Annotated in this window: 20 protein-coding genes and 1 tRNA gene; 11 read left to right on the top strand and 10 right to left on the bottom strand. The window is 39.3% G+C overall.

What is annotated here, in order from left to right:
- Positions 1-5: 5 nt before the first annotated feature.
- Complete coding sequence (locus HYX58_05010) at positions 6-437, top strand: NUDIX domain-containing protein (protein ID MBI2775338.1); 432 nt, start codon at positions 6-8, stop codon at positions 435-437.
- A gap of 43 nt (positions 438-480) precedes the next feature.
- Here the strand turns inward: HYX58_05010 and HYX58_05005 are convergent, their stop codons facing one another.
- The 8 genes from HYX58_05005 to HYX58_04970 form a co-directional block, all read right to left on the bottom strand.
- Positions 481-1,299 (bottom strand): hypothetical protein, encoded by an 819-nt coding sequence (locus HYX58_05005; GenBank protein ID MBI2775337.1) that lies wholly within the window; start codon positions 1,297-1,299, stop codon positions 481-483.
- 38 nt (positions 1,300-1,337) lie between these two features.
- Entirely contained in the window at positions 1,338-2,144 is an 807-nt protein-coding gene (locus tag HYX58_05000; protein MBI2775336.1) for a hypothetical protein, read from the bottom strand.
- Positions 2,145-2,711: 567 nt separating this feature from the next.
- A tRNA-Met gene (locus tag HYX58_04995) sits at positions 2,712-2,788 on the bottom strand.
- A 108-nt stretch (positions 2,789-2,896) separates the two neighbouring features.
- On the bottom strand, positions 2,897-3,301 hold the full coding sequence (locus HYX58_04990) for a 4'-phosphopantetheinyl transferase superfamily protein (protein ID MBI2775335.1): 405 nt from the start codon (positions 3,299-3,301) through the stop codon (positions 2,897-2,899).
- Complete coding sequence (locus HYX58_04985; GenBank protein ID MBI2775334.1) at positions 3,298-4,833, bottom strand: YifB family Mg chelatase-like AAA ATPase; 1,536 nt, start codon at positions 4,831-4,833, stop codon at positions 3,298-3,300. Before HYX58_04985 ends, HYX58_04990 begins: the two co-directional genes overlap by 4 nt.
- Before the next feature lie 109 nt (positions 4,834-4,942).
- A complete protein-coding gene (locus HYX58_04980) occupies positions 4,943-5,416 on the bottom strand; it encodes a hypothetical protein (GenBank protein MBI2775333.1) in 474 nt (157 codons plus the stop codon).
- 14 nt (positions 5,417-5,430) lie between these two features.
- Positions 5,431-6,369, bottom strand: a complete 939-nt coding sequence (locus HYX58_04975; GenBank protein ID MBI2775332.1) for a hypothetical protein — start codon at positions 6,367-6,369, stop codon at positions 5,431-5,433.
- Positions 6,370-6,514: 145 nt separating this feature from the next.
- On the bottom strand, positions 6,515-7,387 hold the full coding sequence (locus HYX58_04970; GenBank protein MBI2775331.1) for a hypothetical protein: 873 nt from the start codon (positions 7,385-7,387) through the stop codon (positions 6,515-6,517).
- A gap of 197 nt (positions 7,388-7,584) precedes the next feature.
- Here HYX58_04970 and HYX58_04965 point away from each other — a divergent pair, with 197 nt between their 5' ends.
- The 3 genes from HYX58_04965 to HYX58_04955 are packed head-to-tail and all read left to right on the top strand — an operon-like array spanning position 7,585 to position 11,971.
- Positions 7,585-10,263 (top strand): hypothetical protein, encoded by a 2,679-nt coding sequence (locus tag HYX58_04965; protein MBI2775330.1) that lies wholly within the window; start codon positions 7,585-7,587, stop codon positions 10,261-10,263.
- A gap of 27 nt (positions 10,264-10,290) precedes the next feature.
- Positions 10,291-11,562, top strand: a complete 1,272-nt coding sequence (locus HYX58_04960; protein ID MBI2775329.1) for a hypothetical protein — start codon at positions 10,291-10,293, stop codon at positions 11,560-11,562.
- 13 nt (positions 11,563-11,575) lie between these two features.
- Entirely contained in the window at positions 11,576-11,971 is a 396-nt protein-coding gene (locus tag HYX58_04955; protein MBI2775328.1) for a hypothetical protein, read from the top strand.
- Between the two features lie 5 nt (positions 11,972-11,976).
- On the opposite strand, the gene HYX58_04950 is transcribed toward HYX58_04955, so the two are convergent.
- Entirely contained in the window at positions 11,977-12,999 is a 1,023-nt protein-coding gene (locus HYX58_04950; GenBank protein MBI2775327.1) for a hypothetical protein, read from the bottom strand.
- Positions 13,000-13,141: 142 nt separating this feature from the next.
- Here HYX58_04950 and HYX58_04945 point away from each other — a divergent pair, with 142 nt between their 5' ends.
- From HYX58_04945 to HYX58_04915, 7 genes are read left to right on the top strand one after another with little or no spacing between them, the layout of a single operon-like run.
- Complete coding sequence (locus HYX58_04945) at positions 13,142-14,362, top strand: type II secretion system F family protein (protein ID MBI2775326.1); 1,221 nt, start codon at positions 13,142-13,144, stop codon at positions 14,360-14,362.
- 17 nt (positions 14,363-14,379) lie between these two features.
- On the top strand, positions 14,380-14,799 hold the full coding sequence (locus HYX58_04940) for a type II secretion system protein GspG (GenBank protein MBI2775325.1): 420 nt from the start codon (positions 14,380-14,382) through the stop codon (positions 14,797-14,799).
- Entirely contained in the window at positions 14,786-15,346 is a 561-nt protein-coding gene (locus tag HYX58_04935; protein MBI2775324.1) for a type II secretion system protein, read from the top strand. Before HYX58_04940 ends, HYX58_04935 begins: the two co-directional genes overlap by 14 nt.
- A complete protein-coding gene (locus HYX58_04930) occupies positions 15,324-15,764 on the top strand; it encodes a prepilin-type N-terminal cleavage/methylation domain-containing protein (protein ID MBI2775323.1) in 441 nt (146 codons plus the stop codon). The genes HYX58_04935 and HYX58_04930 overlap by 23 nt, the downstream gene beginning before the upstream one ends.
- Entirely contained in the window at positions 15,761-16,555 is a 795-nt protein-coding gene (locus tag HYX58_04925; GenBank protein ID MBI2775322.1) for a type II secretion system protein, read from the top strand. The genes HYX58_04930 and HYX58_04925 overlap by 4 nt, the downstream gene beginning before the upstream one ends.
- Positions 16,552-17,631, top strand: coding sequence for a hypothetical protein (locus HYX58_04920; protein ID MBI2775321.1), 1,080 nt, complete (start codon positions 16,552-16,554; stop codon positions 17,629-17,631). Before HYX58_04925 ends, HYX58_04920 begins: the two co-directional genes overlap by 4 nt.
- Before the next feature lie 15 nt (positions 17,632-17,646).
- Positions 17,647-19,236 (top strand): MCE family protein, encoded by a 1,590-nt coding sequence (locus HYX58_04915; protein ID MBI2775320.1) that lies wholly within the window; start codon positions 17,647-17,649, stop codon positions 19,234-19,236.
- Here the strand turns inward: HYX58_04915 and HYX58_04910 are convergent.
- Positions 19,198-20,106 carry a hypothetical protein gene (locus tag HYX58_04910; protein MBI2775319.1) on the bottom strand — a complete coding sequence of 303 codons (909 nt, stop codon included), beginning with the start codon at positions 20,104-20,106 and terminating at the stop codon, positions 19,198-19,200. The two genes, HYX58_04915 and HYX58_04910, sit on opposite strands and share 39 nt — an antisense overlap.
- Positions 20,107-20,114: the final 8 nt, after the last annotated feature.

The raw sequence follows: 20,114 nt of genomic DNA, 5'->3' as shown, positions 1-20,114 counted from the left end.
AAAGTATGAATCGCGAATTTTCTGCGGGTGTCGTTGTTTATTATGAGCGAGCGGGAGTGCGTACCTATCTATTACTTCATTACGCGTCGGGCCACTGGGATTTTCCTAAAGGGCACATTGAGAAAGGCGAAGATAAAATTACAGCGGCAATGCGAGAACTTCAAGAAGAAGCTGGGTTGACTGCAACGTTGGTTGATGGATTTGAAGAATCGTTTGAGTATTTCTTTAAAAATTCAAAAACGGGCGAGTTAATTCTTAAAACCGTGTATTTTTTTATAGGAAAAGTGAACACAAAAAAAGTTACGTTGTCGCACGAGCATGTTGGCTACGAATGGCTGCCGTATAAGGAAGCTGTGGAAAAACTCACGTATCCAAATGCAAAAGAATTGCTTAAAAATATGGAACAGTTTTTAAATAAGTCAGATGAAAAAAAATAGGGATATCGAGCGCGATATCCCTATTAAACAAAACTAGTAACGATTATTTCTTTTCTTGCGTTTGCTCAGTAAAGAATATCATTGGTTTTTGTGAACCTGATTTTGTTCCACGGAATTTAACGTGAGCATCGGGGCCAACAATAATCTTATTAATGCCATCATTTTCAAGAGTCTTGATATCATAACTTTCAGAAACGGCGTCTAATCCGCTGTTTTTTGCCGGCAAGAGAGAATATAAGGTGAGTCTTCTATCTTGCGCGTTAACTGTGGTAACCAATCGCGCTTCCGTATCTGGCTTAATAACGACTTGGATGTTATCGCCAATAGTATGGATCCCTTTTTGCCCGACATGGTTAAGCAAAGCTTGCTCGTGAGCCCCATGCTGCCATAGGTGAGTTTTGCCAGACTTAGGTTCTTTTACGATGAAGCATCCGTCCTGTTTTTGGAGTTTTCCGTCTTGATCTCTCTCGAACTTCAACCCTTGAGGGATAAATGTAACTTTTTTCTGAATTCTGAACGCAGGCTTAGGTTTTAATAAATGTGCCGCAACGCTCACTTCGTCATCAAAGTGAACCCATTTATCATCTTTTTTTACTTCAGAAACTATGTTCTTATTATCTTGATCAGCAATAACTTTCACTAATCCAAAAGTTACATGTTTTGGAGCTTTTGTTTTTTTAGGTACGTATGCGCAAGTTGAATTTTGAGCGTTTGTTTCTAGCGTCGTAGCTTCACTCTTATTCAGGTCTACATTATGCAGGCGCGCATGTCCCTGGTATGTTTTAACGATTTTCTTAGAACCATTTTCCATACATAGGGTAGAAAATGAGAAAGTTACAAAGGCTAAAAATAGAATATTCATAATAATCCTGTAGTTTCAAAACAAAGATTTAATTTTTTTTATGCTTTTTTTGCAGATTCAATATTCGCCAATTTATTCGTCGGAGCCGATTCCAAAATAGTCGGCGTGAAATATATAACCGATGATAGATTTGTTTTTTCCGGAAGAATAGCTATTTGATGGGTGAGGTGATCAAATACGTGATCATTGCCCATATAAACGAAGCGGCCATTTCCGAATGTCTTGAGACCAACGCTTTTTGGCTTACCATTCGAAAAAAGACTGCGCGCAGCTGGCTGCGTAGTTGCAGGAGCAACTCGAGCAAAAAGATTTGCTAGCGGGTTATTGTTATTAATAACGATTGATGATTTTGGCGAATAAAGTGTTTCTTTTTTATCATCCAGTGTTTTAATTACCCTTGCTTGTGGCGATGCTTTGCTCGATGGTTTAGTTTCGAATTGTATAGAGTAATTTTCCTGCTGCAACGCGTTTATTTTCTTGGGAGTTCCTTCGGTTTTTACACGAAATCCCGGAATAGTCTTATTGGGAGCAATAAGAATCTGCTTATCTCCGCTTGTTTGTATTCCGCCAAAAATAAGAACAGGATCAATCGCGATAGGATTTTCATCTTCATCGCAAAATAGAACATTTTCATTTTTTGGTTTTAATGCTTTAAAACCATTAAGCTCTCTGATTCGTGCGGCTTGGACATATTGAAATATCTTATCAACGATCGCTGGGTGACCATCTAACTTTTTGATGATCGCCGATCCATCATTGGCAGATTGATTGTTGTTGTCTGGATTTTCCATAGAAAAAATAGAAAAATGCATGATGAATGCACATATCAATAATAAAAAGTTCATAAATAACCCCATATAAATAAATAATTGATATTAATTAAGTTCACTTGGCAAGGGCAAGTTCGTGATAGAATCTTGGGTGTTATTCATCGGAAGAGCGCAAAGCTCAAATAATAATGCTAAAGAAAAGAATATAACCAACATTTGAAACTTAAGTTAAAAGGCTCGGCCTAACGGAAAACACCAATATACGCATGCTCTATTCATAATAATTGAATTAAAAAACTATGTCAAACTGGCTACTTTTTTAAATAAATGACAAATGTGAAATTGGTTGATAGCTGACAAATCAGGCTATCGAGAAACTCTGGCCGATCTAAAAAAAGCGGCGCAGGGCTAAATAGATAAATATAGTTATCAAGAAAGAAGATTCCTTAAAAAAGAGTAATGAAAACGAGGGCACTTTTTTAATCAAAAAGGTGCTGAAAAATCATGTTAATAGCGATAGTAATAAAGAAAGTCGTAATCCTACGAATGAAATAAAAAAATATGAACACATAAAAATTGAGGAAGAGAAGACGATTCGTTAAGAAAGGGCCGGGCCAGAATTAGCTTTTTTGGAGCATAAATTGGTGGCGGGGGCTGGATTCGAACCAGCGACCTTTGGGTTATGAGCCCAACGAGCTACCAGGCTGCTCTACCCCGCGTCAAACTTGTTTTTCAATTTTCAAAACGCTTATTTGCAATATCTTATTGAAATGCGCTTTTGTACTGGTAATAGTACGCTTTTTTTGTTCTTTGTCAACAGGTTAAACCTATTTACTCTCTAAAATTATACAAACTGTAGCGATTGTGCGCGTATGCGTGATGCTTATATGAGCAACTGGTGCCGTTTTGAGCTGTGGGAAGAATGTTGATATAAAGAAGGGCCAATCGATCCGAATTATTGGCGCACCATGAATTCCTTGGTAAATTTCAGATTTTTTAGCGACGGCCAGGAGCAAAAGTGGCTTTTCGGGGATAAGATTTGAAAGCGCTTTGAACAGCGCTTCTTTTGCTGCAAATCGGGCGGCAAATCGTTCAGCACTTTTTGCGGGGATTGCTTTACAATAATCGATTTCATGCTGGCTAAAAAATTTGAGCAGTTGCTGCTCGGTAAACCTATGCCAATGTATAAATCGTTCGATTTCTGCCGAATCGATACCAAGGCCAAGGATCATGAGCGCATTTTTTCTAGCGTTGCATCAAGTGAGCGATAAAAGATCGCTTCACGAATGTGAGGCATTTCGATTATTAAAGAGTTTTCAATATCTGCGATGGTGCGCGCAACTTTTAATATTTTATGATATCCGCGCATGCTTAAATGAAGTTTCTCAAAAGCTTGCTTTATCAGATGCTCCGCATCGGGAGTTAAAACACAAAATGCATCAATCTGCTGCGAATTCATGTTGCTATTAAATTCATGCTGATTGCCAAATCGTTTTGCTTGCGCATCGAGTGCGTTTTGTACGCCAGCAAAAAGTTCTGCCGAAGTAAGAGCTGGCGCGTCAGTTTTCTTGAGGGTATCGTAATCAAGAGAAGGCACATTAATTTGCAAATCGATGCGATCCAAAAGCGGGCCCGATAATTTAGCTAAATAATGTTCAATTGCGGTGCGCGAACAGTGGCAATTCCGTTTTGCATCGCCAAGAAATCCGCACGGGCAAGGATTGAGTGCCGCAATAAGTAAAAAAGATGCTGGAAAAGTGACGCTTTGATTTGCGCGTGAGATGCAGACCGATTTATTTTCTAGTGGTTGGCGAAGCACTTCAAGCGTTGTGCGTTTAAATTCGGTAAGTTCATCTAAAAAGAGAATGCCGTTGTGCGTTAAACTTATTTCGCCCGGTTGCGGAAAAGAACCGCCGCCTACGAGCCCCGCTTGCGAAATGGTATGATGCGGATTACGAAACGGACGCTCGGTAATCAATTGTTTTTGCAATTTACCGCTTACCGAATAAACTTTGGTGGTTTCTAAAATTTCTTGAAACGATAAAGGAGGCATAATTGAGGGCAGTCGTTTTGCAAGCATCGTTTTTCCGGAACCTGGAGGGCCTATAAATAAAATATTATGCCGGCCCGCAGCACAAATTTGCAAAGCGCGTTTTGCTTGATGTTGGCCTTTTACTTGCCCAAAATCTAAATCAGCAGAAATTATATTTTTTGGAATATAAGAAGTTTTGGTTGGCGGGATCGATAATTCGCCCCTGAGAAACGAGATTATTTCTACAAGATTTGAAACACCAATTACTTCCACGCCATTAATAAGCGCCGCTTCGTGCGCATTTTCTTTTGGAACGACTAATCTTTTTTTTCCTAATATTTGCGCATCAAAAGCGATAGGCAAAGCACCTTTTATGGAACGAATCGTGCCATCCAGCGAAAGTTCTCCAATAATAAGAGTCTCGTGCAAGAATGCAGATTCAATTTTAATTAATTGCGCCGCGGCCAGAATTCCAATAGCAATCGGTAGATCAAAAAGCGTTCCTTCTTTTTTTAAATCGGCGGGGGCTAAATTTACCGTAATTTTTCGTTCCGGCAAACGAATACCGCTATTTTTTATGGCAGTTGCAATACGTTGACGACTTTCTTTAATAGCAGTATCGGGCAGGCCTACAATAAAAAATTGGAGCATGCCGTACGAAAGATCGACCTCTACTTCAACCAGATGCGCTTCAATACCAATCGTTGTAGCTGAAAATATTTTTGCATGCATATTTTTTTGTATTCCCTAAGCAGCAGATACTTTAAAGTTGTAATTAGAGTAAACAGAATTTACAGTTTTAGCAAAATAAAAAACTCGATTAGAGACAATTAGGCATTTATTAGAACGCGTTAAAGAGCAAATGAAGAAGTTTTATTGATAGCCAAGCGAATATGACTAACGAGCACAAGGCTGGTAAAGAAAGCATAATTTGTGTTTTTCTATCAATAACCTTTTTCGTGTTAGGGTCGAGAAGCATTTTTAAATGGGCGCCAATAAAGGTGGGCGAGGAATAATGAGAAAAATAAGCAATATTAGGATTGCCAGAATCATTATAACTGCTTGAAAATATGAACGGAAAGCTGGCTCGTGTCTTTTCAAAAAACATCTTTTCCAAAAGCTCTCTAGAATCTTCGCTTTGTTCTACGCTAAACGCATCAACTTTCTTTTTTATATAAAGGTAATGAGCGCAAAAGAAAAAGAGGCCAATAATTATTCCAATTGCTTCACGATTATTTAGTAAAGAATACCCATCTGGAAAAAATAATGTCTGAAAAGCAATAACAAGCAACGATAGAAAAATATAATTTCTCATTCAGTCTTTGCTTTTTACATTCCTGCATTTGAAGGCATGGGAACAGCGATCGGATTTTCAAATGCTGAATCAAATTCAAATTCATTAAACTCTTTGATCATGGTATAATTCTGTACCGCTTTTTCGACACGATGTTGATAATACCAGTTGTGATAAAGCGAATTATAAATGCCCCAGATGATTCCTACTGCGCTTAATGCAGCGCACGGAATTGCAATAACGAGTTTTCCTGCATCGTACGAGCCGTTAACGCAATTTTCAGTTTTTGATCCATGGTAGCAACCTGCAAGCCCTAAAAATGCGCTCAAGAGGCCAATGGTGCGATACCGAAACTGCCATTTATCAATTCCTTCTTGGCTCGTTTCGCTTTTTTGCTCATCAGTAATTTCATTTAATTTTGTTCGAGCAGTATGCACAGCGTTATTAAAGAAATATTCTTCTTCGAGTTTTTTGCGAGCGATATCGAGCGACTGATTTAGTTTGTGAATAACATTTAGATTTTTCAATGTAAGTGAAGAAATATTTGCTTGAATCGCATCGATCAGTTTCAGGAGTTTTTTGTAGATAACTAACTCCGCTTGATAGCGCTGATACGCTTGCTGGTAAGCTGCTGTATCAAATTTTTGCATAGAGCTTTCTTTGTGGCTCATTTTTATATCTTTTGCATCGCGCCACAAGAGCGTGATCATATTATCCGATTTTTGGGTGTTGATAGTCTCTGTAAATTGAAAATCAACTTTGTTGGGAGCGACCGGCAATGCAGGCAAATTAACGAGTATTGCAGAAATTCCTCGAGAAATTAAGGAAGGATGGAGCTGATTGATACCATCAACAACTTGCTCATGATTTTGAGTAGGGAGAGAATTGTAGACATCCCGTAAATCGATTTCTGCGTGTTGCGCGTTCGTTGCTACTATGTGCAAAAGAGATAAAAAAAACAATTTTATTTTCATTTTTTCCTCGCTAAAAGAAGAGATAAAGTCCATTTTAGCAGGTTTTTAAAGATTGCGCGATGGGGGGGTTGGGCTTTGGCGGATAAAGAGCACAAAAAAGGGCAGCTTGGCGCTGCCCCTAAAATCTTTATTCTCGAGACTTTTACTAAAATTTTAGATTTTCGAATTTGTTAATAAGCTCGATATTGTGGTTGGCATCTTCGGTGCGTTTTTGATAATGGTGAATGTGATTATTTGATGTTGAATTTGTGAGAATGGCTCCGCCTGCACCAAGCAATGTAGCTGCGGCTCCCGCTCCTCTAAGTTCTGGCGAGTTGCCATAAACAGCCCCAACCACTCCAACCACTGCAAGCGCTCCCCAGCCAACTATCAATTTGGTATAGAAACGATACCAGCTTTCCAATTGCGGAGAGGTCGTTTGAAATTTTTGCTCAGCCTTTGCTTCTCGTTCGCGCGCTTGAGCGGTGTACGCTGCGTCTTTCAAAAATTGAACAAGTGATGATTTTTTTTGCACTAGATTTAAATCTGGGCGAGTTTCGTTAATCTTTTGAAGCATCTCAAGATCTTCGCTTTTTACCTTTCTCAAAACATCCATAGCAAGATAATATTTCTCTTGGTATACGGCCGATTTTTCTTCGAACGCAGCCAGATCTTTTTTATACGCTGCATAATCGTATTCGGTCGAGACAGATCCTTCAGTGGTCCGTAAATTATCTTTGTGTGAACCGCCTGCGCCGTTAGAATTAAGCATGATTTCAGAATTCTTCAGTCGAGCTGTTGTTTTAACTTTTTTATAATGTTCAAGTTGCGGCTGCACTGGCCTTTCTGGAACCGTTACAAGGAGTTTTATCAAACTGTCGGCCAAATTGTTGTGATTTATTGCTTCGATATTTTCTACAACCGCCTTTTGTTCTTGGTTAAGGCTATTTTTAATAAATCTTAAATCAGCAACTTTTGCATTAGCTGAAAAAGAAAAAACAAATGCGAGCACAAAAAAGCGAATTAAATAAAAATTCATATAAATCCTTGTTGTTTAATGAGCATAACGCGTCATTTTTGTTCAAAGTATAAGTTAACAGGCAAAACTTTTCAATTTTATAAGGGACCTGGGGCTCGAAAATAAGAAAGGTTAAAAGCAGCCACAGTAGTACTTTTTAAAATTTTGCGTAAACTGGTGCGTAACCAAAAAAATGCATGCATAGAGGAGACGGGTGAATGATGCTTCTGTTTATTCTTATGATTTTAAACCAGGCCTTGAGTTTGCATGGTGCCGCTGATCCAATTGTTGATTTTTCCAATCGCAATCTCGCATTTGCTATGGAAGATGGCAGAACATCTTCTTTAAAAATGATTGGTGATATTCAAGTTTCATTTGGTTATTCCTCAACCGTATACATTAACGGGCAACAAGTTAAAGATAATCCGCTAGAAGATAAAGAAGTTAGTTTATTTGATTTATTGGTCGATCAACCACTCATTGTTACTAAAGACGAACCGAGTACACTTTATCACATTGTTTCAGCACCATCGTCTCCAGTATTAGCAATTAATAGTATTGAAGGAATCAACGATGCGGGAACGAGTGGAACTGGGCCACTTCCAACCGATGGTATTCTTGGGCTCAGCATTGGCGCTTCCGGAACACAAGAGAATATTGATCACGATTATTTTTTTGCTGCTGTAAAAGGGCACGGCCGCCAATTTGGAGAAATTGGTGGTGGGATTGCGGTACTCCGGCTTGATCGCGAGATCGGCACGACCATGGTTCGCAACGAAAAAACAAACAAAGAAGAGCCGCAACCGTACATTAAACGCTTTTATTTTAATCCGCTGGATGCGCACAGCGGCAAAAGTAATGGAAACTGTGCTTATCCGATCGATAACGGAGAAGGGAATTCAAATCTCCTCTCCATTAATGGTGGTTTGGATAGCTTGATGCCGAATGCTGTAGCTTTACATTGGGATCACCATCTGAGACGCCTTTTCATTGCGGTTCAATCGACGACAAAAAAACATGCGACTCATGATCAAGGAAGCTGCGCATTGCTCGTTGGCAGATTGGTTGGCGATCGTTTATGCCTTGAGCCATTTGCGCCGCATGAATCTCTTGCGCAATTGGGCGATACTCCGTTCAGTTCAATGGGTTCTTCAAAAAAAATAAGTTTACATAAAATTCAAACTCTCAGAACATCAACGGGAGCTCTTTATTTAATTATCGTTGGCGGTAATGGTTCTCCTGAGGAAACGAACAAAAAGATGTTTGCTTTTCCTGTGGTTGATCGATCGTGGACGACATCTTTTTCAGAATGGAGTGAAGATCCTGCACTTGGAACGTTAGCAAATAACGAAACCGGAGCAAGCTCTGCATGGGGGTTTTTGTTTAGAAATAAATTTACGCAAACAAAACTCGATCCTGAATCTATTTCCATCGGCGGCGGCAAAGAGCTTCCAGGATCAATAATTGATATGCAAACGGTGGGAGATTCGGTATGGGTAGCTGTGCGAGGTACAGATGCAAATGCGCATGGGCTTTTTGCATCCGATCCTATTTTCGATGAACAGGGCCGCATTGCTTCGTGGACACCTTGGAAACGCTCCTTCCCGACAAAAGAACAACCGCTCAAATTTATTTACAACGATCAGCATCGCGTTCTTCAAATAATGGGAGTTGATAATCAAAAGGCTCTGCATCCTTATAAATCTGCCTGGATGCCTGCGGTGGATAATGAGCAGATTAAAGAACATCAAACAACTTTCACTCTGGCGCGCGAACTGGTGAATTCTTTTTCTCCTGCTTTGGGTGGTGTTCAGGGAGTTGCGTTTTTTGATAAAAATACGCCAGGAATGATGGTTAACGATGATCATGCAGGTTTGATCGCAGCGACAGGATTTAAGAAAGTTTTTCTTGGGCTCACAAGCCGTACTTGTCAGCCATTGCATTATACCTTCGAGGGTAGTGCTTTAGATGATCTTGGGCCAATAACGTGCGTTACATCAGTTGCCAGTGATGGATCAACGTGGTTAGTTGCCGGCGGTATTAAAGGTCTTGCGATTCTTTGCGATAAGGATGGCAAGGGAATACCTGCACAGGCAACATTTGAGGATTTTTTATTTGAAAGTTCAAAAGAAGAGTATTCGTGGAAAAAAATAGGTACGCATCGAGGCATACAAAAGTTAATTTCCGGAGATGATTGTCTTTTTGTAATGACGAGAAACGGGATTGAACGAGTAGAATTGTCTGATGAAGCGATTGTTAAAAATGAGCTTTTATCAACGCAAGTTTTTTCAATAAAAGAATATACGCGAGGAACGATTACCGATGCGATTATTGGCAGTAGCGGAGCGATTGTAGCAACCACCCATGGTTTATTTAATACAGCTCCTGGCGTTTCTCTGCGCAGTGTTCAGGGAGCGATCGATTGCAATTGGCAAGCAGTTGCGCCATTGCAGAATAAATCGATAATAAGTCTTTACGCTGTTTGCGGTGGCGATTGCGCGGGTTCTAGCGAAAAAAAACAAATCTATGTGCTTGCTGGTTCAGTTCTTGAGGCCAATTCGTGGGTATATCGTTTTTATTATCTCAACGGTGAATTGAAAATTGTTTCGTGCAAAGAGAAGCAGGATATGCTTCTTAATTGTAAAGAGTATCGCCGTTCTATTTTAGCTGAAGGATCACATCTTTTGATGACCAAAGCTGCCGGCCGCGGAGTGGCTCCATTTTTCCAAGTTCATCAATTAATAAACCCTGGCATGCGCTTAGGGTTGCACAAAACTAATAATACTTTTATACAAGCTTCCGGGCCGTATTGGACAGAGCTTGATCATACTGTTTTTGATACAAGTACGGGGCGATTAATGCTATGCGGAAACGGCGGTATCTATGTGCGCGAATAGAGATTTTAGCGGGCGAGGAATGCATCAATGACGATAAAAAAAAGTAGTATAAAAATTATTCTTCTTGGGTTTGCTGCGATTATGAGCGCCCATTCTTATGGAATGTTTCCGATAAATTTATTTAGACCGTGGGACATCAATTTGCGACCGCCAAAATGGTGCAACACCCATGTGCAACTTACTGGGTGGGGAGAATTTGGATTACGTGCGTACGGTTATAATGCTGAGGGCAAAAAAGTTCCTGTAACCCAAATTTGGACGCCAAACCAAGATGCGATTGCGATGCTCAAAGGTTTCGGGCCAGATTCTCCGGAAACCGATTTTTTTGTCGATGTTTTGGGTTCTCCCGTTGACGATGGTATCCGAGGAAATTTTAAGGTTACTGGAGATTATGAGGCAAGCACTTTTGGGTGGACTGCCCGCTATCATGCCCCCCATAATTTTACGATAGGTTTTCATATTCCTTTTTACGCAACACATTTGAAAAATGTTGTTTTCATTGATCAGACAAATTTTGTTACCGCTTCGGATATTACAGTACGCGAAAATTTAACCGATCAGTTCGCATTCGTTCTGAGTCAGTTTGATCCAACACTTAATATCGGAGGTTGGAAGCACATTGGGATTGGAGATGCGGCAGTTGTTGTAGAATGGCTGCGCGAATTTTATCAAGGCAGGCCCGTATTGAAAAGTGTGCAACTCAATGCGCGAGCGGGGCTCACTATTCCATTTGGTGCGCCAACCAATATTAACGATATTCTTTCGATGCCGTATGGATTTGATCGTTCTGTGGGCATTATTCTTGGGGGCGGCATCAACGTTGATTGGTGGAATTATATTCGCGCCGGCATCGATGCAGAATTTATTCATCTTTTTGGCAATATTCGTGAACGACGAATAAAAGTTAATTTTGATCAAACCGATTTTCTTTTGCTGGCAAAAACGCGCGCATTTAAAGAGTACGGCTTCACTCAGCGGTTTGATGTGCATGCCGACGTTTATAATCTTTTGGGCGGTGGATTTTGGTTTGGGGCGGCGTACCAATATTGGCGTCACGACGATGATGGTTTGAGCCTGTGCTCGAATGAGTTTAATCAAGATATTGCAAATAGCGCCCAAAGCTTGCAAGGTTGGACAATTAATGAGCTTATCTTCAAAGTTGGTTACGATTTTCAAGCCATTATTCCAGAATGCAGGGGATTTAGGCCACAGGTTTCTGGTTTTTTTAAATTGCCACTTCCAGGAACACGTTCAATTGAGGAAGTAACTATAGGTGGAACATTTTCTTTGAGTTTTTAGAAGGAGTAAATTGATGCAGAAACTTATTTGTGTCCTGGCGCTTTCTTTTTTTGTTTCGCCTCTTCGCTCAATGAATACAGAACAAGTTTGTGATCTGCCGCATGATAATGCTCAATTACTTGTGAATATGTTATGTGCGGCAATGCCGTTATCAAAACTAAATCAACAAGATAAAGAAAAAGAAAACATAGTTCGCATCACTGATGAGACGGCTATTGAAAGTGAAAGAATTAGTTATATTAATGAATTCAATAAATTATCTTTAAGCGAACGCACTGAGCATATTAAAAGGGGCGCAGTTTTCAATCGGACGCCTTCACTTTTAATGCATTCAGCTTTTGCAAAACTATCGCCTAAAGAACTCAATAGGTATTTTAAGAAAATCGATTTTCCTGATGATCTTACCTAGCATTCTTATTTTTGCAGTGCAATTACTTCAGTAATAATTCCTTGAGAGCGTGCCGCTATTTTTGCGCGTGTTGTGCTGAGCGCGTCAAGGAGCCGTTGCTTTTTGGTAATTAAATCTTCTTCTTGTTCGCATATATGGCAAACGATGCAATCATCAAGCGCAATATCTTTTTCTATGGTAATGACCGTATCCATTAAAAGATCTGAGCCGGCTAATTCAAGAAAATGAATAAAGCGTTCAACGAGCGTATTAAGTAAATCATCAAGATCGTCTTCTATGATAATTTCTTGTTCTCTTAATGAATTGAGATGTTCTGAAATCTTTCTAAACGAATCCCATGCATCGGTTTGATCTAAAGGGCTCCAGATAATTTTTGAAAGTGCCGTATCTAGAAAATGTGCAACGGTGGTTCGCAGTTGTTCTTTATCAAGCTCTGCTTGCATAAATTCACTTTCTTTAACTTCTTTAACAATATCGGTTGCAAGTGTATCTAAGAAATTATTTGGTTCAGCTTTAAAATAATCAAAATGAGCATTGAAAGCGGTAAATAAGAGTCGCTTAACGAGTTTTTTTAGCTTGGCAAACATTGTTGTAGATTGTTCCACCATCGTATCTTTTAAATATTCTGGCATTTCTTGTGTTATTGCAAGAATGGGGCCTGCGGTCATATAAGGAGCCGCTTTGATCTTATTGGTAAAAAGGCGAAGAGAGGCGCTCGTGGATCCAGCGCTTTGATGCGATTGCTTCGACCATTTTAAAAATTGATTTACTGGCTTATCAAGGTTGTGCGGTATAAATTGCGCTGCATATGCAGGATCATTAAACGCATGCCGCAGAAAATCGCGAAAACCTGTTTTAGTAAAATTGATCGGTTGATAAAATGATTCTAAAAGTTTATCGTTATCAGTAGAGTATGCGTTATAATTGTTTTCGCCATAGATAAAATCTTGATTATCCATAGCGGTTAAAGTATGAATGAAAATGGCGCTGAGCACTATCATTAAAAATCGTCGATTTTTTAATAGCATCGCGCTTCTCCTAGAAATAAAGTGTTAATAACTATAGAAAAAGATCGTATCATGAAAAAGAGCATACATGCAACAACCTCTGTGTCAATTAATCATAGACCTGACCGACTGTTTTGAAAACATGCTCTCAAGGAAGAGATAAATGGCATTATTTGCATATCAAGCGCTCGCAAAAAATGGTAAACGGGTGATCGGAACTGTTGATGCACCGACGATTGATGCGGCTCGTGATTGGATTATTAAGAATGGTTTATATCCAATCGATATAAAATCGACAACAAACGAAACTGCGGGGCAATCACTCTGGCAGCGAGTTCGCGGTCTCTTTTCTCGCGTTTCATTTAAAGATAAAATTCTCTTTACCAAACAATTAGCGGTACTTTTAAAAGCTGGCGTGCCGCTGTTGCAAGCATTTGAGCTCCTTGTGGATCAATTTCAAGGAAGAATGCGCACCATTTTAGTTTCCGTGCGAGATGATTTAAAAGAAGGTAAATCACTCGCTGATGGATTGGGAAAATATCCAAAAGTATTTGATAATATTTATATTCAGCTCGTGCGTGCGGGCGAAGCGAGCGGTAAGCTGGAGACTATTTTAGATCGATTAGTTGAATATATGGAACGCCGCCAAGCTATTATTAAAAAAGTTAAAGGCGCACTTACATATCCGCTTATTCAGTTGGTTATGATGGTCGGCATAGTTGGCGCGTTGGTGACGTTTGTTTTACCAAACTTAGTTTCTGCATTTGGCCAGGATCAAGCTCTTCCAGCAACAACCCGCTTTCTTCTTGCGACTTCGACCGCTATCCGTTCCTATTATCTCGTTATTATTGGCGTAATTATTGTACTCATTTTTGCGTATCGATGGTTTAAATCAACCGCTTCGGGCGGTCGCATTATCGACGCAATTAAACTGAAATTGCCGATTATTGGTTATTTTACGCAAATGGGTGCGGTGGTGCAATTTAGCAGAACGCTTGGAATGCTACTGGAGAGCGGCGTTAATCTCTCCGATTCGCTTGATATTGTTGTTAAAGTAATCGATAATCGAGTGCTTAAAGATGCGTTAAGTGAAGCGCGCGATAAAATTATCAAGCAAGGTAAAATTTCAGAATACTTAAAACAAACAAATATTTTTCCTCCGATTGCTACTTATTTAATTAATACCGGCGAGCAAAGCGGGCAACTTGATTTCATGCTACTGACGATTGCAAAAAATTATGAAGATGATTTGGCAGAGTATGCAAATACCCTTTCAACTCTTCTTGAACCGATTATGCTAGTAATTATGGCAATATCTGTTGGATTTATTGTTATGTCGGTTATCCAGCCAATTCTTGGCGTCACACAGAAATTTAATATTTAATGGGAAAGGGCATTTTTATGACGACTGCAAACAGGCAAGCAACTCCAGGATTTTCTCTTATAGAAATCATGGTTGCTTTTTTAATTCTCGGTTTAGTTATGGCGATTGCGGTGCCATCATATTTTGGCATTGTTAATTCTGCTCGCGCACGAAGCACGAATGCAAGCCTTCAAGTGGTTAAGAATGAAGTAAATCTCTATCAAATGGAGCATGGTAAATTTCCTGCACGTTTGGTCGATTTAGTAGAGCGTCCAAAAGGTGAAGAAGGAAAAGGCTGGAGAGCTCGCATGGATAAACTTCCTAAAGATGCGTGGAATAATGAATTTTATTATAAAGTACTTCCATCTGGCAGCAAACATCCTTATGAGCTCTATTCATATGGCGTTTCAAATCCAGAGGATAGCACTCCTGAGGATCGCATAAGTGCATGGGAATAAGAGCGGGTTTTCGCTTATAGAACTATTAATAGTTTTATTTATTTTGGGACTTGTTGGATTAGTCGCTATTCCCAATTTGCGATTTCGCAATGCGGAATACGAACGTAAAGATTTTGTCGCAAAATTTGAAAGCCTGATTCGTTCTGCTTGGTTGCAAACATTGCAAACGCAGCAAACGCATCGTGTTAATATTGATCTAAAAGCGCGCACTATACTTGTTGAACGTGTGGTGCGCGCTCCAGAAAAAAGCACCAAAGAAAATTATGAGCCGGTAATTATTCCGTATGTTTCTTCTCCATTTAAAATTCCTGTAACGATCGAGTTACGGCAATTTTTTATTCAAGGAAGCGACATGCTTAATCAGCCCGGAATAAAAATTGAAACGATTTGGTTTTATATCGTTCCTGAAGGATTGGTACAGGAAGTGATTATAAATGCGATCGATTTAAAAGATCTGGACGCACAAGGAAAAGCTAAGCAATTTAGTTTAATTATTAATCCGTTCACTGCACAACTAAGTGAGTATGATGCATTTAGTAAACCGTAATACTATGCGAAATGAATTTGCGGGGTTTTCACTCATTGAAGTGATGCTCGCTCTTTTTATTGTAGGTTCGGTGCTCACCTCGATTTTTTTACTACAGCAAAGAATTACCGATAGCGTAACGAGCTATGCGACAAGTTGGCAAAGTATCATTCTTATGAAAAAAAGAATGAAGCAATCTGTTTTTGATCGAGCGAAAGAAGGGCTTTATGGCCCAGCAAGCAAAAAATCAAAAGAAACCATAGGAACTCCTCCGATAACTATTACCTACGAATTAATAAAACCCCCAAAAGGCTCAGCGCTTGAAAAATTTCCGTCAATTATGATCGAATCGATACGCGCACAATGGGATGAATGGTACGGCAAGCGAGAAGAAAAAATGGTTTCATTTCTCTATAGGCCGGAGCAAAAAAAATCATGAAAAAATCTGGCTTCACGCTTATTGAACTTGTTATAGGAATGCTTTTTTCTGGCATTTTAATAACGGTGCTTTTCAGTAGTTTTTCGCTGATTAATCGCGTTAATAATTTTGTTGATCGCATTATTAGCCGGGATGTGCGTGTGGCAATAATTGATAATCAACTTCAAAAAGATTTGAACGGAGCATTTATTCCGCTTCAAGCGGTACCTGCTGCAGAGAAAAAAAGCACTCCTTTGCCTGGCCAAAAAGATGCGGCTGCTCCAAAAGAACCAGCTAAAAAAGAAGAAAAAAAGAAACTTCTTGAAAATGTTTTTATAGGAAGAAATAAAGATAATAATCTTTCTGTATTGAGTTTCATTACCAACAATCCGTTATTAATTTACGAAAAAGAAAAAGGAATTGTTGCAAAGCCGAGAATTGTGCGGGTGGTATATCGCTTGGCGGCAGATAAGGAACATCCTGGAAGTTTTATTTTGACGCGGCAAGAAGGATCAGATCTTTCGCTTGATGCGTATGATGAAAAAGCTGCAAAACAAATTAAGGGTTATCACCTTGGTTCATTTATTAAAAGTATAAAAGCTGAATACAATGCGCCAAAAAAACAGGAAAATAAAGATCAAAAAAAAGAGTATAGTGCGCTGCAAGAATGGCCTGAAAAAGAAAAAAAATCTGATGAAAAACCTGAGATGCCTCAATTTATTAAAATAGAGATGGTACTTTGGGATGAAGCAATGGAAGAAGAAAAAAAATATTCATTTATGCACGAAATTTTTGCGCGAGAGCAATTGTGAAATCAAGCACGAATCAACAATCAGGATACATATTAGTTCTTACGGTCATGATCATCGCGATAGCGTTAATGCTTGTTTCGCGTCTTTCTTATCGCGGATCGGTGCAAGTAGCTTTTGATCATACGATGATTCAAAGAGAAAAGGCGAAGGCGTTAGCGCTTGGTGCAGTACAACTGGCGATAAGTCAGCTTTCACTTCTAGATACTCAGACCGGAGCTGCTGCACAAAAGGAAGCTGCTGGCCAGGAAAAAAAAGATCCATTGCTCGAAGCGGTAAAAACAATAATTCCCCCACTCAATCAATGGCAAACTCTTAATCTCACAAAAGATAAAGAGGGAGTTGATGCTACAGTGCAGTTTTGCATCATGTGCGAGAACGGCAAATTTGATTTGCATGAATGGTTCGATTTTGAAACAAAAAAATTTAAAAATGAAAATGCACCTGCTGGCCAACAAGATGGTAAAAAAAATGCACAAGCATTATTTGCAGCTATAAAAAAGTTTACAAAAGACAAAGATTTGTTTGAGCCGTTTGAAAAATATATGAAACAGAGACAAGGCAAATTTAATGATGTAACTGAACTGTTAGAGATACCTGAATTTGCTGCGGTATTTAAAGATGCGATTTTTTATGAACCGCCAGATCCTGAACTTTTAGATAAAAAACGGCCTCTTTATCTAAAAGATCTTTTTACGATAGAGAGCGGCAATCCGCAATTATTAGCATGGTTTCTTTCTGATGCAGCGCTTGCTGCATTAAATGCTCCCCGCGTACAAGCAAATGAAAAAAAGCGTGCCGAATTGCTTAAGGAGCCTCTTGCCAGCTTCAAGCAAATTATGCCTCTCGATCAATTATGGGATAAATTTTTACAACCACTTTATGGTAAAGAATTTAAAAATCTGCCCAAGGAATTTGTTCCCCTTCTAAGTCCTAAATTCGAGCCAAATGCGTTTTCTGTGCTCTGTTATGCCAAAATTGGGGCGATAACACAAAAAATTTATGCTATTATAGGAAAACGCAAAAAGGCCGAAGACAATCCTGTGCCTTTTGCAATCAACAAGCTCTACTGGATTTGACATAAAGGGTTAGCATTGCAGATTAAGGCAGAAACCATCGTTGGGATCTTTATCCTGACAGCCCTAGGTATTTTTTTTTATTTGAGTTTTTTCCTTGGCGTTTTTCGTTTTGATCGTCTTAAATATAATCAGTACATCGTCTATTTTAGTGATGTATCAGGAATGGAAAAAAAGGCTGATGTAAAAATCGCCGGGGTGAAAGTTGGATGGATTGAAAAAATAGAATTAGCCGCGAATACGCATTTTCAAGCATGCGCCACTATTATGGTGCAGAAAGATTTTATTTTATATCGCGATGCGCATGCAATTGTTCGCCAGGATGGGATCTTGGGCACTAAATATTTGGATATTTTTCCAGGAGATGCTGATCAAGCAAGATTATTTCCGGGAGATATTCTAGGCGTGCCAGGCAGATCTCCCGTTTCTGTTGATGATATTTTAGTGCGGATGCGTGATATTGCGACCGATGTTCAGCAAGTAACTCGCTCGCTGAGAGAAACTTTCGGGGGAACACAAAGCTCTGATGAACTGCGCGGTATGTTTAGAAATTTCCAAGAAGCTGCAGAACGAATTGCATCTATTTCTCAGGTTCTTGATAGAACACTTATTGGTAACGAACAAAATCTTAATGGTATTTTAGGCGATCTTCGAGAATTCACTCATGGGCTTAGGGATAAATTTCCCGATTTGCAAAGCAGCATAGCGCACACATCGCAAACAATTGATCGGGATGTATCTCGTTTAGCAGATAGGTTTGAAGCTGCGGCGCAAGCACTTGAAGATGCAGCTTTTCAAGCGCGTGATGGCTTTAAAAATGTCAGCTCCGTTGCCGGAAAGCTTGATGAGGGCAAAGGGCTTCTTGGCAAGTTAATTAACGAAGATGAAACCTATCGCGATTTAAAAGTGACGATTCAAGGAGTGAAAAGCTATTTTAATAAAATGGATGCGGTCAATGTGGTGCTCGATTCGCACAGCGAATTTATGTTCCGTCCTGCAGAACATGTTTATTTTGAAGACGCTAAAGGATATTTTGATGCACGTTTTCATGTAACTGAAGATAAATTTTATGTTTTGCAGATTGTTGGCTCACAAAAAGGAAAATTGCATCGGCAAATTGTCACCAAACAATGGTTTGATGAAAATGGAAAACTATTATTGCCAAGTGAACTTTTAGCAGAAAAAGTAGCAATACCAGAACTTATTGGTGTTATTGAAACAACCAATCGCTCACTTGATATTTATAAATTCGGGTTCCAGTTTGGTAAAATTTTTAAAGATGTCGCGTTCCGCATGGGAATATTTGAAAACACCATTGGTATCGGTTTGGATATTGATATTCCATTTGGCTGCCCCGATACATTCCGCTGGGTAACAACTTTTGAAGCGTTCGATTTTAGAGGCCGTGATCGTCTCAATGATTCTCGCCCGCATCTTAAATGGCTAAATCGAGTTTTCTTTATGCGTAATATTTATTTAACGTTTGGCGCCGACGATTTTGTAAGTCGTCAAAATGCGAATGCTTTTTTTGGCGGCGGTATTCGTTTTTGCGATGATGATATTAAATTTTTACTTGGTACTGTTGGCTTCGGCGGATTGAATAGATAGCGACAATCGAGCGGTCGAAGAAGATCTTTCAAAAAATGATGTGCGTGTGCGAGGTTTTTTCCCATTTTCATTTTTTGCTGTATTTCGGCCGGCAGGTTGCTGCTGAATAAGGGTGCTGTGGTGTAATTTATATTCCGCCATCCATGCGCTAAAAACATTTTTTAAATACATTATGCGTTTTAACTTCTCGCGTGCGTGCACGATTGCTTTTTGATAGCCGGGAAATAGCCCAATGAGATGCAATCGCTTAAGAGTATCTAAAAGCCAAATGTACGAGTTTAAATCTCTGATCTCTTTATTAGTTTCGTTAACGAATGCTACAAAAGGAGAAATAAAATCTGCTATTTTTTCCGCAGATTGATATTTTTCTTGAATGGCGAGCACCAGTTTTTCAGAAAGTTGCGTTGGTGTCATCGTTTCGATTTCATCAATGTTTTCATTTTTTTTCCAATATGCCCACGAATCTTGCTGCGATGTGCTGCGGTGTAAATAGAGCAACCGAAGGGTAAGATAAGTATAAACCGCTGCAATCGACCCTAAAAACAATTTTCCATAATTTTGCTGTATATAAAGTTTTGTAAATTCACCAAGATCAAGAAGCTGCGCTTTAGCATAATGTTGTGTATTTTTTCCGTACTCGGCCCATTCTCTAATTTGCTGTTGGATTGAAATCTGATTAAGATTTGTGTTCGTATTTTCTATATGTACAGTAGGTTGCGGTGTGGTTACATGTAAATTAAATGTTTGTGGCGGCGTGGGAAATTTTACTGACGTAGTTGGTTTTTGCGATTCAGTAAGAGGCGCAGTGTCCGCTGCAAGGCAGTGTGCATTGATGAGAATAGAGCATGCAAAAAATAACAATTGCATCATAGTTTTCC

The sequence above is a fragment of the Candidatus Dependentiae bacterium genome (assembly GCA_016191325.1).
Taxonomy (GTDB): Bacteria; Babelota; Babeliae; order Babelales; family JACPOV01; genus JACPOV01.
This window is presented reverse-complemented; position numbering and strand designations above follow the sequence as displayed.